Below are 17,157 nucleotides of genomic sequence, written 5' to 3'. Positions count from 1 at the left end.
TTTTTCCAAAAAAAACGGGGCAGGGGGTCTGACCCCCTGCCCCGCTATTTTAAACTTCTGGTACACCAGGTTTTTGTTCTTTCGTCCACAAACTAGTTGCAGGAATTTTCTCATAATCTGCCCGGTCTTTAAATCGTTTGGCTACCTTCGTCACTTCTTGTAACAAACCTTCATTTAATGTAATAGGTTGTAACCCTTTGGATAAAAATAGATCATTTTTAACATGTAGTTCATTTTCAGCCGCTTCCTTACGAGGATTAGGCACATAAGCTATTTCTTCACCCGTTAGTTTACTAATAAGCTTTGCTAAATCTGCTACTCGATGCGTTTCTGTCATCTGATTAAAGATGAACACCCGATCAGTACGAGCTGGTGGATTCTCTATTGCTAGTTGAATACAACGAACGGTATCTTGAATATGAATAAATGCACGTGTTTGACCACCAGTACCATGAACTGTAATTGGATAGCCAACAGCAGCCTGCATTAAAAATCGATTTAATACCGTTCCATAATCTCCATCATAATCAAACCGATTAATGAGACGGTCATCTAAATTCGTTTCCTTTGTATTCGTTCCCCAAACAATTCCTTGATGTAAATCAGTGATTCGAACATCATCATTTTTGTTATAATATTGGAAAAGTAATTGATCTTGTGATTTTGTCATATGATAGATGGAGCCAGGATTAGTTGGATAAAGTATTTGCTGCTCCACACGTTCTCCATTTTCCTTTTTCACTTCCATATCAAGGTATCCCTCTGGAATTTTTAATCCTGCTGTGCCATATCCATACACACCCATTGTTCCTAAATGAACTAAATGGATATCTAAAGATGATTCCACAATCGCGCATAATACATTATGGGTTACATTCATATTATTATTAACCGTATATCGTTTATGCTTTGGTGATTTCATGGAATAAGGTGCAGAGCGTTGCTCAGCAAAATGGATGATAACATCCGGCTTTTCTGATTGAATGACTTGTAAAAACTCCGCATATTCATTAGCAATGTCGATATTATAAAAATCAATCGATTTTCCAGTGATCTCTTTCCATGCGTTTAATCTTGTATGTATTGGTTGTATTGGTGTTAATGATTCTGCTTCTAGTTCATTATCGATATTACGTCGTGATAAATTATCAATAATAACAATATCATGACCTACTTGGGATAAATGTAGACTGGTAGGCCAACCACAAAACCCATCCCCACCCAATACCATTATCTTTTTTTTCGAATTCAGACTTGTTTGATCTAGACGCAATGTATACCACCCTTTGCTAGATTTTTAGTTGTAGCTTACTATTTTTCTAATCAAAGTATAACCGGAATAAGCCAATAAGAAAAGAGAAAGGGACGGAGGGTCTGACCCTGTGCCCCATTTTACAACCCGCTTATTCCGTTATTTGCTAGATTACTTATCATTTGTGCCATTTCTTTTGGCGTTTTATCCATGTCATTTTTCAACCATGTTTCTAATACTTGGATACTACCACTTACATAAAATAAACTAATATATTCTGTTAATTCTGCATCTACTTGATACGCTTTGAATAAGTTATGAACGGTGTGTTCAAGTGCATTTTTCATGACACGTTTTTTAAATGTAACATCCCCGTGTTCACTAAGTAATGTTTCACACACTTCTTTATTAGCTACTACATATTCCAACAGTTTTATTGTCATCTGAAGTCCTTCTTCCTCTTTGCTATAATTGTAGCTTGCTAATGTCTTATTCAAATCTGTAATAATCTCTTCTTCAATTTGATGAAGCAAGTCATATTGACTGCCATAATGTGTATAAAATGTAGAGCGGTTAATATCTGCCTGGTCACAAATCTCTTTAATCGTGATCGAGCTAATTGGTTTTTGTTTTAAAATCTCCATTAAGCTTTGTTTTAAAACCATTCGTGTGTATTTTTTTCGTCGATCTAATTTTTGATTCATATTATTTCCACCTCATTTTTTCCAACAAATATGATGTCTTCTGTTGGGTAATGTACGTTTCAAATTAAACTGTTTGTTGCTTATCCAACACAGCGTTATTATAATAATACAATGATGAAGATGCAAGAGAGGGATGATTAAAATAAATGTTTCTACGCTATTAATCAAATATAAAAAATCGATTGTTATCCTCTTTTTTATGATTGCTTTAATCAGTGGAGTGTTACAATCTTTTGTTTCGGTCAATTACGATATGGTGGACTATTTACCAGAAGATGCACCATCTGTTGAAGCAATGAACCTGTTAGAAGATGAATTCGCCGAATCAGTAACGAACACACGAGTAATGGTGAAGGATGTAACCATACAAGAAGCCTTACAATACAAACAGGAACTAACCGCAATAGATGGCGTGTCCAATGTCATGTGGTTAGACGATGCTATTGATTTAAAAACTCCGATTGAACTTGCTGATGAGGATACGGTTGAGAATTATTATAAAGATCAGACCGCCTTATTCTCTCTAACCATTGCTGATGGTAATGAAGTAGAAGTAACCAATGCAATTTATGAATTAATTGGCGAGGAGAATGCCGTGGCTGGTGAGGCAGTTGATACAGCTGTTTCACAAAAGATGACTGGCTCTGAATCATTTAACGCTGCAGCATTACTTGTCCCAATTGTCATCATTATTTTAGTATTATCAACTAGCTCTTGGTTAGAACCAGTATTTTTTCTAATTGCTATTGGTGTTTCGATTTTAATTAACTTAGGTACAAATATTTTTCTTGGTGAAGTATCATTTGTCACTCAATCTGTCAGTCCAATCCTTCAGCTTGCTGTTTCACTTGATTATGCCATCTTTCTATTGCACAGCTTTCAAGATCACCGAAAACACACAACAGATATTGAAGAAGCAATGCGTAGAGCGATGAAACAATCATTCCCAGCTATTGCGGCAAGTGCAGCTACAACTTTCTTTGGATTTATGGCATTGACATTAATGGATTTTGAGATTGGTGCAGACTTAGGACTTAACTTGGTAAAAGGAATCCTATTTAGCTTTATTAGTGTAGTGGTCTTCTTACCTGCATTAACATTATGGTTCTATAAATGGATCGACCGCACCCAACATAAGAGCCTGTTACCATCTTTCAAGGGTGTTGGCCATGTCGTTATGAAATTTCGTATCCCAAGTTTGGTTATTGTATTTATCATTCTTGTCCCAGGATTTATCGCGCAAAGTCAAACAAATTTCATCTATGGATCAGGTGAACTCCCTGATGATACAAGGGCTGGGCAAGATACCATGATGATAGAGGAAACTTTCGGTAAATCAACGCCAATGGTCGTGCTTGTGCCAAAAGGAGACGTCGGTAAAGAAACAGCACTTAGCAATCAGTTAAAAAATATGAATCATGTAACCAGTATCATTTCTTACCCAAATACAGTAGGATCGGTCATTCCATCTGATTATTTAGATGATTCCATAACAGAACAATTTTATTCGGATAACTACACTAGAATGATCTTGTATACAGATACAGACAAAGAAGGAGAGATCACCTTCTCTTTAATTGATTCTGTTCAAGAAACAGTAAATACGTACTATGATAAAGAAAACTATTTACTAGGTGAGAGCGTAACATTATATGATATTAAAAATATTGTTACAGCGGATAATAAGATTGTAAATATCATGACAATAGTAGCCATTGTCATCGTATTACTAGTAACATTTAAGTCCATTACATTACCTATCATTTTACTAGTAACAATTCAAACAGCGGTTTGGATAAACTTATCGATCCCTTATTTCACGGAAACACCGCTAGTCTATGTTGGCTATTTAATTGTCAGTACTGTGCAACTTGCAGCAACAGTGGATTATGCAATCCTACTTTCTGAAAATTACACAGAAAACAGGAAACAGATGCCTGCATTCCAAGCAATAAAACATACAATCAACCAGAAGATATTTTCCATATCTATTTCTGCTTCCATTTTATCTAGTGTCGGCTTTATCTTAGCATGGACCTCTTCTAATCCAATTGTATCTTCTATTGGATTATTACTAGGTAGAGGGGCATTGCTTGCATTTATTTTAGTCGTGTTTTTCTTACCAGCTATGCTGTTTACGTTTGACACGATTATTCGCAAAACATCTTGGAAAGCAAACTTTTTTAAGGAGAAATGATAATGAAAATAAGGAAACTATTTTTAATAATGATTATAATGATGTTGGCCTTTCCTTCTGCGATCGCAAATGCAACGAATGGTAATGGCATGGTAGAGTCTAAAGAAGAAGTTGTCTACGCTACCCTTAGTGCAGAAGGACTTCTAAAAGATATTTATGTTGTTAATATTTTAGATGTAACAGAGCCAGGTCAAATTACAGATCATGGCGATTATACAAATATTAAAAACTTAACAAATTTAGAGCCAATTAGACAAGAAAATCGTACAATTACAGTAGAAGCAGATGATGAAGGTGAATTTTATTACCAGGGAAATATGAATGATCAAGCACTTCCGTGGGAGGTTCAAATCGACTATCGTTTAGATGGAAAGAAAATAAGTCCAAATCAATTAGCTGGTAAAACTGGCCATTTGGAAATAAAAATGAATACAAGTAAAAATGAAGCAGTAAACCAAACGTTTTTCGACAACTATTTATTACAAATTTCAGTTACAGCTGGATCTGATGTTTTTAAACACATTCAAACAGAAGAAGGTTCTATCGCAAATGCGGGAGAAGATTTAACTATTACTTGGACGGCGATGCCTGAAAAAAGTGGAGCATTCACCCTTGAAGCAGATGTAATGCATTTTGAAATGAAAGGATTTGAAATTGCTGCATTACCTTCATCTATGCCTATTGAGTCACCAGATACAGAGGCGCTTACAAATGATTTTAAAAGCTTAAGTGATGCGATTAAAGAGCTAAACAACGGGGTTGGGGAATTAAGTAATGGCCTTTCTGAGCTTGATAATGGTGCGAGCCAACTAGCCAATGGTTCCGCTTCGTTTCAAAACGGACTAATTAAAGCGGATAACTCATCGTCTTCCTTGATCGATGCTTCGAACACGATTGGTCAATCATTAAGACAAATGAGTCAATCGGTCGGGGGTAGTGCGGCAACACCTGATCTTAGTCAGTTAGAAACATTGCAGCAAGGATTAGAAAAAATGGCTAAAGGACTAGAGCAAACCGCTGGTGAACTGAACAAGCTGAATAAGAATTATACCAATGGCTATCAGAGTCTGGATCAAGCAATGCAACCCTTACCAAACGCTCCGAATTCTAAAAAAGAAATGCAAGAAAAATTGCAAAACATGCAAGCTGTTGTAGCTTCCTTTTCCGATGAAGATCCAAATAAAAAAGTTGCAAAAGAAATGATGGAAACTTATCAGGCTGCCATGCAAGCGAAAGAAACGTATGATCAAGTAAGAACTGTGTTTGATGCAGTTAATCCTGCGTTAGATCAAACAAGTAGCTCCCTTCAGCAAATGGCTGATAATTTATCAACAACTGCCAGCGAATTAGCAAAAACATTAGAAGCAATGGATGTCGGTGATTCCTTTGCACAACTGGAACAAGGTCTAAATAAATTAGCATCCAACTATGGTGATTTCCATGCTGGATTATTAGAATATACCGATGGAATGGATCAACTTACTACTTCCTATAGTGATGTTGATCAAGGGATAGGCGAACTAACAAATGGAACAAATGAATTAGCCTCTGGTGCTAACAAGCTTCATAGCGGAACAGAAGAATTAAAAGCATCAACAGCTGATTTACCAGATGAAATAAAAAATGAAATAGATGCCATGTTAGAACAATACGATAAATCGGACTATGAACCAATATCTTTTGTCTCTTCAGAAAACAAAAATGTCGAACGTGTACAATTTGTCATTCGAACAGAAAGCATTGAAAGCAAACAGGACGAAGAAACAACCGAGAACATAGAACAAAAACAAGAGCAAAAAAGCTTCTGGGAAAAAGTATTAGATCTATTTAGATAACGGGACGAGGGGTCAGACCCTCGTCTCATTTTATGCATCAAACATATCAATACTTGTTTGTAGTTTTTCAGATATCATGGCCAATTCTTTTGAAACATCTATCATCTCTTGCATGCGTATTGTTTGCTCTGTACCCGCACTTGCTATCTTGTCTGCATTTTTTGATGATTGTTGTGCAATGACCGTTATATTATTTACTTCCTTCACCACTTTCCTCATCTGCTCTTTAAACGTTTGTACGTCAGTAGCCAATTGATCTAAATGATGTGTTGTATCTACAGTTGTTGTTGAAATATGTTCAAAAGCTTCATTTGTTTCTTTCATCGATTTCATACCATTACGCACACTAGATTGTCCTTTTATCGTAAACTCTACAGCATGTTGCGAATGCTCTTGCACTTCACTTACGAGTTGTGCTACTTGTTCTGTCGCATGCTTCGTTTGTTCTGCTAACTTTCTCACTTCTTCGGCCACAATGGAAAAACCCTTACCGTGCTCACCAGCTCTGGCAGCTTCAATTGAAGCGTTTAATGCAAGCAAATTGGTCTGTTCTGATATGGCATTAATAAGCGTGATAATTTCATCAATCTCTTTTGCTTTTCGATCTAGTTGACTTGTAGCATTGCTAATAGTAGTAGTATTATCTTCAATCGTTTGCATTTGCTCCATCGTATTTCTTACTGTATTCCGCCCTGACTGCGACAATCGTTCTGCTTCGTTAGAGGCACTTGCTACCGCTTGAATTTTTTCTGTAATTAACTGCGCTTGCTTAGAAATGGTAGTTAGATTAGAGTCTGCAGTCTTGGTATTCTCTGATTGTCGCTCTACCCCACTAGCTACTTCTTGTATTGCATCATTAATTGCTTCAGTCGATCGACTTGTTTCTTCTGCACTAGCAAATAATTGTTGCGACGTAGCTGCTACTTGTATTGCATTTGTTGTAACTTGGTGAATAACTTGATGTAAGGATTCAGTCATTCTATTGATATCTGTTGCTAGTAGCCCTAATTCATCTTTTGTGTGGATTGTTAGCGGTTTTAAATCAAGCTTTCCATTGGCTACTTGGTTAACCTGTTGGCTAATTTGACGAATTGGATGCACCATTTTTCTCACTGAAATAAGGCTTATCATCGCTGCTAAAATAGGTAACAATAAACTAATCAAGATAGTCGGTTTTGCCATTTCCCATGTACGTTGACCAACAATAGAACCTTCAAAATCTATTGCATTAATAGCAATCACTTCTTTTGATGGATCATGGTCTCGATAAATTGGAGCAAATCCTGTCACTCGCTCCATTCCTTTAAACTCATATACATCAGTATAATAGGTATGTCCTTGTTTCACATGGTCAATTGCTTCTTGATCAATTTGAAATGAATCACCATTTGAGAATCCTTGTTTTTTTAACTGTTCATCTGCTGCTACTACCTTGCCTTCAAAAGAAAGTATATAATGCGTTTCAAAAATATCTTTATGTTCAATCGTCCACGCAATTTGTTTCTCTACTGTATGTAAATAGTTGTTATCTCCATTTACTAATTGATAAAGTGCTTCGGCATTAATAATTCCTGTTGTAATATTAGCACATCCTGTTAACTCAACACCTGCAGCTTGTAACACCTGATTATAACTCGATCGATAGTTAATCACAGCTAATATACTAATACTAATAAAAACAATCAAGCTGACAATAACAGTAATTTTCGTTGTTACACTTCGTCTCATGATACTCCACTCCCACCCTTAAACTAAAAGTAGTATAAAGATACTAAACATATATGTATGTGACAAAAGTTACGAATTTTTAAAAATTTTAATTGGGACGAGGGATCAGACCCTTTGTCCCAAGACCCCCTGTCCCGTTTACAAATCCTAATGTATAATGGTGGTAGTATATTAGCTTGGAGGATTCATTTATGCAAACAATCCTAGATAAGATTCAATTAAAATATCACACATTGAGTAAAACAGAGAAAAAAATTGCTAATTATGTAATGACACATAATCAAGAATTACTTAATATACATATTAAGGAATTAGCGAAACAAATTGAAGTATCGGATGCTGCCATTACTCGCTTTTGCAAAAAAATAGGTGCAGCCAATTTTGTGGAATTCAAAATACTACTCAGGGATGCAGTAAAAGAAACCAGTACGGCTCACAATGCTATTACTAGTGTCAATTCTATTTACGAATCAGTTATTCAATCGACGAACTCATTAACAAAAATGGAAACCTATCAAGAGGCAATTAACTGGATTCTTAAAGCCAATAAAGTGCATGTATTTGGTCTTGGAAGTTCAGGATTATCTGGTGAAGAACTAAAATTCCGTTTAAGCCGAATGGGTTTAAATATTAATGCATATGTTGATTCTCACTCGATGATCATTGCTTCATCCATTCTCACTTCCAAAGATGTTGTAATAGCCATTTCTAGCTCTGGGCAGACAAAAGAAATTCTTGAAGCTATAGAACTTGCGAAACGAAAAAAAGCCAGCGTCATTTCGATAACTAATTACTCTGAAACACCTTTAACTAAAAATTCTGACCTTGCACTGTACACATCTAGTATTAATCGTTACCAAGCTTTGGGCTTTCTGAACAGTCAATTATCGATTCTTTATTCTCTAGATATTCTCAGTATGCTCTTGGCTGAAAATGAAACGTATATGAAAGCATATCAAGAAACATTGCATGCATTAGATGAATACAAAAAAATATAGAAATGAATTGAATGCAGCAATTCATTCCTATATTTTATAAATAGGGAGTACTATCTCATTTTAAAATGAGCAAATAATTTATATTTAAGTGTAGGTTTCATCAGATAAACGGTGGGAGATGATTAGAACTCCCACTGTTTATGTTTTACTTTATTGCATTATAGAATTTTTCTGTAATTAATTGCGGTCTTGTAATGGCACTTCCAACCACAACAAATGTTGCACCTAATTCCAATACTGTATTTGCCTTCTCAGGTGTGTCAATTTTTCCTTCTGCAACGATAGGAATATTTACCGCATCAATAAATTGCTTAAAGATTTTAAAATCATCGTCTGCAATATTTTGACCTTCTGTTTCCTTCGTATAACCAACTAATGTAGTTGACGCGCAATCAAAGCCTAATCGTTCCGCTTCCATTGCTTCTTCTACAGTAGAACAATCCGCCATTAATTTGATATGGGGAGCTTGCTCTTTTACTAAATCAACCAAATCCTTTAATGATTCATTATTTGGTCGTTTTCTTAATGTTGCATCGATCGCAATCATATCTGTTTGCGCTTCAATTAAAGCTTTTACTTCTTTTTGCGTAGCTGTAATAAAAACTTCACTATCCGGATAATCTTGTTTAATGATTCCAATCACCGGAAGATCAACTTGTTGTTTAATTTCTTTTATATCAGAGACAGAATTTGCTCTGATTCCTGAGCCTCCACCTTGAAGTGCGGCAACCGCCATTCTCCCCATAATAAATGAAGAGTGAAGTGGTTCATCCTCCAAAGCTTGACAGGATACAACTAGCTTTTTATTTAATGCTTCAAAAATTTCCATGTTTAAATATCTCCTAACGCTTCTTCTACCTCATTTTTGATTACAGATACTTCAGGACCATATATAACTTGGACACCATTTCCACTTACAATGACACCTTTTGCACCTGTTTTCTTCAATTTCTCTTGGTCTACATTTTCACCATTATGAACAGTTACACGTAGACGAGTCGCACAGTTATCGATATCTTTAAGGTTCTTCTTATCACCAAGTGCTTCAATAATTAGAGCTGCTCTTTCAGTCTTAGAAAAAGAGTAGTCCTCCATTGCTTCGTCTTCGCGTCCAGGTGTTTTGAAATTGAATTTCTTAATAACAATTTTAAATGTAAAGTAATAAAGGAAGAACCAAGGAATCCCAATAATTGGAACGATAAACCAATTTGTTTTCTCTGCACCTTGCAGGACACCAAATAACAAGAAGTCAATAAAACCACCAGAGAATGTTTGTCCAATTGTGATTTCAAAAATGTGTGCAAGCATAAATGCAATACCATCATAAAATGCATGGATAACATATAAAACTGGCGCAATGAATAAGAATGAAAATTCAATTGGCTCTGTAATACCAGTTAAGAATGAAGTGATACCAGCTGATAACATTAAGCCAGCCACTTTCTTTTTATTTTCTGGCTTAGCAGTATGATACATTGCAAGACAAGCACCTAGTAAACCAAACATCATCGTTATATGACGACCAGACATAAATCTTGCTGTACCAATAAAGAATTGATTAATTGTTTCAGAACTCGCTAATTGCGCAAAGAAAATACGTTGTGTTCCTTCTATTAATGAACCATCTACAATCATGGAGCCCCCAAGACTGGTTGTCCAGAACGGTAAATAGAAGATGTGATGTAAACCAAATGGTCCAAGTAATCTTAAAACAAATCCATAAATGAATGTTCCAACATAACCTGTTGCATCAACCAAATCACCTAGTGAGTAAATGCCTGATTGAACAATTGGCCAGAAATAGAATAATATAATTCCTAAAAATATGGATGTGAATGCCGAAATAATCGGGATGAATCGTGATCCACCAAAGAAACCTAAGAACTTCGGTAATTCAATTTTATTAAATCGACTATGCAAAATATAAGCTAAAAGACCTGCTAAAACACCACCGAATACACCAGTTTCTAACGACTGAATGCCTAGGACCATACCTTGTCCAACGCCAGCAATGTTTGTTTCCGCAAGCTTACCAGTAATAATAAGCATTGCATTAATGGTGGCATGCATTACCAAGAATCCTAATAAGGCAGCAAGACCAGCAGTTCCTTTATCAGAACGCGCTAATCCAATTGCAATACCAACAGCAAAGATGACCGGTAAATTACCGAATATAATGCTACCGGCAGAGGTCATAATCGTGAATATTGCTTGTAAAAACGCAACATCTAGGAAAGGATATGCCTCAATCGTAGCAGCGTTACTAAAAGCTCCACCTATACCGAGTAGTAAACCTGCGGCAGGCAATACTGCAATCGGTAACATAAACGATTTTCCAAATCGCTGAGCTTGTTCAAAAAATACATTGTTTTTCTTCTTCTTACTCAATGTTATTCACCTCTTTTAATTTTTTGTAAATCGTTTTCAAAAACATTATACAATTGAAAATAGTTTTTTTCAACAAAAATTTACTTCTTTTTTTTACCAAAAACGGGACGCGGGGTCAGACCCTCTGTCCCACTTTCTCTATTGCAATAAACTTATTATGAGCTTTTATTACAGTTCTATACATAAAAAAAAGGACAGAGGGTCTGACCCCGTGTCCCGTTCACCTATTTGCAAAGTTGTACATCCATCCCATGAAGAAGTTACCACCAACCATATTACCGATCGTAACTACTAATAGATTACGAATGACACCTGTTAATGTAATCGTTTCAGGATGATCTAGCACAAGAGTAACTGAAAAAATAACCATATTTGCAATGCTATGCTCATATCCAGAAATAAAAAAAGTGAATACCAATAGGATCATGGTAAACATTTTCACCCCATCACCTTTCAACATCATCGGAATAAAAAAAGCTAAACTAACTAACCAATTACACACAATGGCTCTCGTAAATAATTCTAAAATGGTTAAATGTGTTTTTTTCTCGGCTACACTGAATAAATACTCATTACCTGTTACGTCACTAAAAAGCCCTGTGAAATACAGAAGAACAGCAAAAAGAATTGCACCAATAAAATTTCCAGCATATGTTGTCATCCAGAGCTTAATTACATCGATCCATCTCATTTCATTTTGTAATGCAGCTACGGTGTAATAAAATGTGTTACCCGTAAACAAGTCACCTCCACCGTAAGCAATTAAGATAATTGCAGCACCAAAGGTCAAGGCTGCAAGTGGGTTAGTGAAAGGAGAGTTCACTTCATAAAAATAACCACCCGTTTTAAACGCAACAACTACACCAAGACCAATAAACATACTTGCTAATATAGCACGAGCAACATAACGTAATGGGCTATGAAAATAAATTTGCTCTTTCTTATGAGCTAATTTCACCACTTGTGATAATGCATATTTTTCCATCGTTGGACCACCTTAACTTACATTTAAAAACATTTAAGACAAAATAGGTATGAAGTTACGGTATTGACTATTGTATTCCCCCTATTTTCTATCGACTAAATACATGCATTAGTCTTTACTATTTATTTTCAAAACATGTATGTACTTAGACAAGTTATATAGAAATAGATTATAACAATACGAATAAGGAGGGATTTCATTGAAATATATGGATTGGCAGCTACTTTTATTTATTGGCACATCCCTTACACACGAATACTGGATCACATGGAAACTTCCACACATTTATTATTTTGAAGCAAAATAGTTCGGGACATGGGGTCAGACCCCATGTCCCATTATTTTATGATTGGTAAGGTGATGGATGATGGATGATCTTGGTCATGATAAATGGTTTGATTTGTTTTAACCATTTCCTTTGTGTCCATCGTTGTTTTACCGGTATTCGGATTCACATCGTACCATGGATAATTACTTGATGAAATTTCGATACGAATTGAGTGGCCTGGTAAAAAGACATTACTTGTTGCCCAAAGATCAATCTCATATTCCACAATTTCACCAGCTAAAGGTTGCGCTTCCTCTGTTCCATTTCGCCATTTTGCACGAACAATGCCATCCGCCAAATTATAAGCCTTTCCTTCAGGAGTTACGTCAACTAATTTCACCGTAAAATCAGTATCTGGTGCATCTGTTTTCGCCCAAATATTTGCTTTAATCCAACCTGTTACTTCAACCGTTTCCTCCAAAACCTCAGACGTATAAACTAATACATCCTCTCTTGTTTCGATAATCGATTGATCACGAGGTCCTGCATTTCGACCATTATAGAACAATACGCCTCCACCAGTTGTTGGAACAGGATCATGTGGATCAAATACATAACCATCTACTGGCTCATCGGTTGATGGAACAGTTGATAATGTGCCACGATTTTGTTGCGCTTCCCCATTACTATGCAAATAGTATTTCGTGTAAATGGTATTCGGTAATGGCCAACTTTTGACTGATTGCCATTTGTTTATCCCCATCGTAAAAATATAAACAGGATCATCTGTTTCTAATATTTGTTCCTGTTCATCTTTTAACCAATAATTGAACCATTTCAGATGTAAAGACGTGATATCTTCTTTTCCATCAATGGCATAACCTGAACTATTGATTCCAAATGCTCGCTCTCCGATATCCGAGTGGAACATACCATGTGTCCAAGGTCCAATAATTAACTTTTGATTGGCATTGTACTTGCTTAATTGTTCATAATTTTTAATTGTTTGTCCTAAAAAGTTATCATACCAACCAGCTAAATGGTAGGCTGGTAAATCCAGTGCTTGATCATAGTTATAGTTTTTTTCTTTTACTTTATTCAGTAATTTGTTATGAATGTATCCATCAAATAACTCATGTAGTTCGGGGTGTTTCATCACTGGTGGCCACTCTTTAATTGGCTTATAATCATGCCATTGATCCATGTGATCCAAATCGTACATAATCTCTTTTATCGTTTCTTCATATTCCTTGCCTTGTTTTCTTCTCAAGTAATCAGGTGCCACAGAATCTAATATCCATGTTTCTGCAGCTGCAAATTGAAAAACACCATTACGGTTAAAAGCATCTCCATGCACATTCCCTGTCATTGCAGGAAAAATAGCCTTCAATGCTGTTGGTTGTTCAAGCGTGGCATACAATTGCGTAAAACCATAATAAGAAAGTCCAAACATACCAACTTTCCCATTAGCATAAGGTAGTGATGCGGCCCATTCCACACTATCATAGCCATCTTCTACTTCTTGAGCAAAAGGATAAAATTCCCCTTCTGAAGCGAAACGTCCACGTACGTCCTGAATGATAACAATATACCCATGCATTGCCAATCGAATTGGATCTACATAACGGTGCGAAAAATCCGGAAGATTCTTATTGTATGGTAAGCGACATAATAATACGGGGTATTGTCCATCATCATTTGGGCGATAAATATTAGCAAATAAGTTAACCCCATCTCTTAACTCACATGCTACTTCTCGATCGACAATCACTTGATTTGTTTGATTCATGTAAAAGCCACTCTCCCTTATTTATGGTTAAAGCAAATGCTGTACAGAAGCTTCCCTTCAGCACAGCATATTTGCTCTTCATTATTCTGCTAACATTGCATCTACTTTTTCTTGATTGTTGTCAATCCACTCTTGTGCAACAGCACTTGGCTCTTGTCCTTCGTCTTCAATTTTACCAATCATCGCTTCGACATCATCAATTGGTATACTCCAATTACTTAGAAATTCATATGCGTCTGGTGCTGTCTCTTTTAATTCATTATTGGTAATTACATGCACAGATGCTGTTCCGAAGATATCTTTTTCTTCTTCTAAGACTTTGATATCTAATTTATTAAACATCGTATGTGGTCTCCAACCATAAAACAGCACAGGTTCCTCTTGTTCCATTGATTTCATCGCTTGTGCTAACATACCACCCTCTGATGAATTTACTTGATTCATATCCAAACCATATTGATCAATGACATCATTAATGTAACCTGTTACACTCGCACCTTTTTCAATGGAATACAATTTATTGTTAAATTCACCTTCTCTACCAACCAAGTCAGAGACACTATTAATATCTTCCATATACGTTGGTACAACTAAACCTGCATCAGCAGGGCCATAACTGGTAGCAGTATTTTCAATAGAATCTGCATATTTCTCTAAATACGTATTATGCGCCGGAAGCCAAGCGTCCATAAATACATCAATATCTCCACGGGATAAACCAACATATACACTACCTGCATCTGCACTTGTTTCTTCAACTGTATATCCCATATCTTCTAATAAAATTTTAGCAATAGCGGTTGGCGGTACAGTACTTGTCCATGGCGTTACACCAAAGGTAATTGTCTGACTTGCCTCTTCATTTCCTGATCCATCATCCGCTGCATCTCCATTTGAATTACATCCTGCAAAAATAAATAAAAATGTAAGTGTCACAAATCCGAAAATTAATTTTTTCATTGTTATCGCTCCTTTTATAATTTTTTACCTAGTCCTTGTGTGATACGGTCTAAAATAATTGCAATAACTACAATACCTAATCCACCGGTTAATCCAAGTCCTACGTTTACGGTTGAGATACCTGTTAATACCGTGTCACCTAAACCTGGTGCACCAATCATTGAAGCCACAACAGCCATGGATAGAGCTAACATAATGGTTTGGTTGATACCAGCCATAATCGTAGGAATAGCTAATGGCAACTGCACTTTAAATAGTAATTGTTTTGGAGTTGATCCGAATGCTCTTGACGCTTCAACGACTTCCTCAGGTACTTGTTTGATTCCTAAATTGGTCATTCTTACAGCAGGAGGTGCTGCGAATACGAATGTGGCAATAACTGCCGGTACTCCTCCAAGCCCAAATAATAAAATGGCAGGAATCAAGTACACGAATATTGGTAAGGTCTGCATAAAGTCTAATATTGGCTTAACAATCTTATCTACAACGCTGTTCATCGCGCTTAGTATACCGATTGGCACACCAAATATGACAGAGATCATTGTTGAAACTAGGACAATGGCTAACGTTTGCATCGATTCAGGCCATAAAGCAACAGAACCTAAATAGAAACACCCAATCAATGTGAATAGTGCAACACCTTTCCCTGCTGTTTTCCATGCTAGAAGAACTAAAAGAATCGCAATAATCTCAGGTGGCGTCATAATTAATAAATTCGTAACACCATCAATAAAGGCAGCAATCCACTCACTTATTTGATCAAATAAACCACTAGTTACTGGAATTAGCCAACCATCTACAAATGTGTTTGTCCATTGTTCTAATGGTAATTGAAAGTAATTCATGATGTTGCCTCCTCATTCTCTTTTTCTTTACCTAATACTAATCCTGATAGAATCGACACCCTAGAAATGATTCCACATAATACACCATTTTCCACAACTGCTATTGGATATTTTGCATCTGCCGCGATACCTATTAAATCATCTAGCGGTGTATCCGGTGCTGTCGTATAAACATCCTCGCGCAACATCTCTGTTAGTGGAATATGCTCATTATGAGAACGAATCGCGTCATCAATTGTTAATAAACCTTGGAATTTATCATCTCGGTCTACAACAAAAATACTAGACGCACCAACTTCCTCCATCTTCCGGATTGCCATATTCGGACCATCTTTGTCCGTTGTTAGTACTTTTGGTTTTTTCATCACATGAGAGGCTTCTAAGATTTTCGAGCGATCGACATCTTTGACAAACTGAGAAACATAATCATTTGCTGGATTTTCTAAAATTTGTTCCGCAGTACCAATTTGTACAATTCGTCCATCTTTCATAATGGCGATACGATCACCAAGTTTTAAAGCTTCATCTAAATCATGTGTAATAAATAATACAGTTTTATTAAGTCTATGTTGTAATTTTAAGAGTTCATCTTGCATCTCTGTACGAATAATCGGATCTAGTGCACTAAATGCTTCATCCATCAAAAGAATATCAGGATCATTTGTTAGTGCTCTTGCTAACCCAACACGTTGTTGCATCCCGCCACTTAATTGACTTGGCATACTTTCTTCATAGCCTTGCAAACCAACATCTTTTAGTGTTTGTTCTGCTCTTTCTTCCCGCTCTTGTTTGGATACATTTTGTAATTCTAAACCATAAGCAACATTTTGAAGGACATTACGGTGTGGTAATAATCCAAACTTTTGAAAAACCATTCCTAATTTTTTACGTCTTGTTTCAATGAGATTTTGCTTGTCCATTTTTGTGATATCTTCACCATCAATCAGTACTTCCCCATCTGTTGATTCAATTAAGCGATTGACTAGTCGAATCAATGTGGATTTACCGCTTCCTGAAAGACCCATAATTACAAAAATCTCACCAGGCTCAACTGAAAATGATGCTTGATTAACCCCTACAGTCATTCCAGTATCAGCTAAAATCTCATCTTTCTGCTTTCCATCATTTAATAGTTTCAATCCTTGTTTAGGATGAGAACCGAACACTTTTGTTAATTTATTTACTTCTATTTTTTTCATAAACATACT

General features: G+C 36.1%; 13 protein-coding genes. 3 read left to right on the top strand and 10 right to left on the bottom strand.

Annotated elements, in window-relative coordinates:
• Positions 1-49: 49 nt before the first annotated feature.
• Entirely contained in the window at positions 50-1,273 is a 1,224-nt protein-coding gene (locus BN1058_RS02790; RefSeq protein ID WP_255306961.1) for an NAD-dependent epimerase/dehydratase family protein, read from the bottom strand.
• A gap of 119 nt (positions 1,274-1,392) precedes the next feature.
• A complete protein-coding gene (locus BN1058_RS02785) occupies positions 1,393-1,956 on the bottom strand; it encodes a TetR/AcrR family transcriptional regulator (RefSeq protein ID WP_090852548.1) in 564 nt (187 codons plus the stop codon).
• 133 nt (positions 1,957-2,089) lie between these two features.
• Here BN1058_RS02785 and BN1058_RS02780 point away from each other — a divergent pair, with 133 nt between their 5' ends.
• Positions 2,090-4,153: an efflux RND transporter permease subunit gene (locus BN1058_RS02780; protein WP_090852545.1), complete on the top strand. Its 2,064-nt coding sequence runs from the start codon at positions 2,090-2,092 to the stop codon at positions 4,151-4,153.
• Between the two features lie 2 nt (positions 4,154-4,155).
• Positions 4,156-5,988 carry a YhgE/Pip domain-containing protein gene (locus tag BN1058_RS02775; protein WP_176694429.1) on the top strand — a complete coding sequence of 611 codons (1,833 nt, stop codon included), beginning with the start codon at positions 4,156-4,158 and terminating at the stop codon, positions 5,986-5,988.
• 30 nt (positions 5,989-6,018) lie between these two features.
• Here BN1058_RS02775 and BN1058_RS02770 read toward each other — a convergent pair whose 3' ends face one another.
• Positions 6,019-7,716 carry a methyl-accepting chemotaxis protein gene (locus BN1058_RS02770; protein ID WP_090852539.1) on the bottom strand — a complete coding sequence of 566 codons (1,698 nt, stop codon included), beginning with the start codon at positions 7,714-7,716 and terminating at the stop codon, positions 6,019-6,021.
• Positions 7,717-7,907: 191 nt separating this feature from the next.
• Here BN1058_RS02770 and BN1058_RS02765 point away from each other — a divergent pair, with 191 nt between their 5' ends.
• On the top strand, positions 7,908-8,714 hold the full coding sequence (locus tag BN1058_RS02765) for a MurR/RpiR family transcriptional regulator (protein ID WP_090852537.1): 807 nt from the start codon (positions 7,908-7,910) through the stop codon (positions 8,712-8,714).
• A 145-nt stretch (positions 8,715-8,859) separates the two neighbouring features.
• Here the strand turns inward: BN1058_RS02765 and BN1058_RS02760 are convergent, their stop codons facing one another.
• The 7 genes from BN1058_RS02760 to BN1058_RS02730 all read right to left on the bottom strand — a co-directional run bounded on the left by BN1058_RS02760 (position 8,860) and on the right by BN1058_RS02730 (position 17,148).
• A complete protein-coding gene (locus BN1058_RS02760; RefSeq protein WP_090852534.1) occupies positions 8,860-9,543 on the bottom strand; it encodes an N-acetylmannosamine-6-phosphate 2-epimerase in 684 nt (227 codons plus the stop codon).
• Positions 9,544-9,545: 2 nt separating this feature from the next.
• Positions 9,546-11,039 carry a PTS transporter subunit EIIC gene (locus BN1058_RS02755; RefSeq protein WP_090855916.1) on the bottom strand — a complete coding sequence of 498 codons (1,494 nt, stop codon included), beginning with the start codon at positions 11,037-11,039 and terminating at the stop codon, positions 9,546-9,548.
• Positions 11,040-11,322: 283 nt separating this feature from the next.
• A complete protein-coding gene (locus tag BN1058_RS02750) occupies positions 11,323-12,087 on the bottom strand; it encodes a formate/nitrite transporter family protein (protein WP_090852531.1) in 765 nt (254 codons plus the stop codon).
• A 338-nt stretch (positions 12,088-12,425) separates the two neighbouring features.
• Positions 12,426-14,144, bottom strand: coding sequence for a CocE/NonD family hydrolase (locus BN1058_RS02745; RefSeq protein WP_090852528.1), 1,719 nt, complete (start codon positions 14,142-14,144; stop codon positions 12,426-12,428).
• An 81-nt stretch (positions 14,145-14,225) separates the two neighbouring features.
• A complete protein-coding gene (locus BN1058_RS02740; RefSeq protein WP_090852525.1) occupies positions 14,226-15,104 on the bottom strand; it encodes a glycine betaine ABC transporter substrate-binding protein in 879 nt (292 codons plus the stop codon).
• A gap of 14 nt (positions 15,105-15,118) precedes the next feature.
• The gene (locus tag BN1058_RS02735; protein WP_090852522.1) at positions 15,119-15,949 is read right to left on the bottom strand and encodes an ABC transporter permease; all 831 of its coding nucleotides are present in this window, start codon (positions 15,947-15,949) and stop codon (positions 15,119-15,121) included.
• The gene (locus BN1058_RS02730; protein ID WP_090852519.1) at positions 15,946-17,148 is read right to left on the bottom strand and encodes a quaternary amine ABC transporter ATP-binding protein; all 1,203 of its coding nucleotides are present in this window, start codon (positions 17,146-17,148) and stop codon (positions 15,946-15,948) included. Before BN1058_RS02730 ends, BN1058_RS02735 begins: the two co-directional genes overlap by 4 nt.
• Positions 17,149-17,157: the final 9 nt, after the last annotated feature.

This window comes from Paraliobacillus sp. PM-2 (assembly GCF_001368815.1).
GTDB lineage: Bacteria > Bacillota > Bacilli > Bacillales > Amphibacillaceae > Paraliobacillus.
The sequence above is the reverse complement of the archived record's forward strand: the minus strand, read 5'-3'. Positions and strand labels throughout refer to the sequence as shown.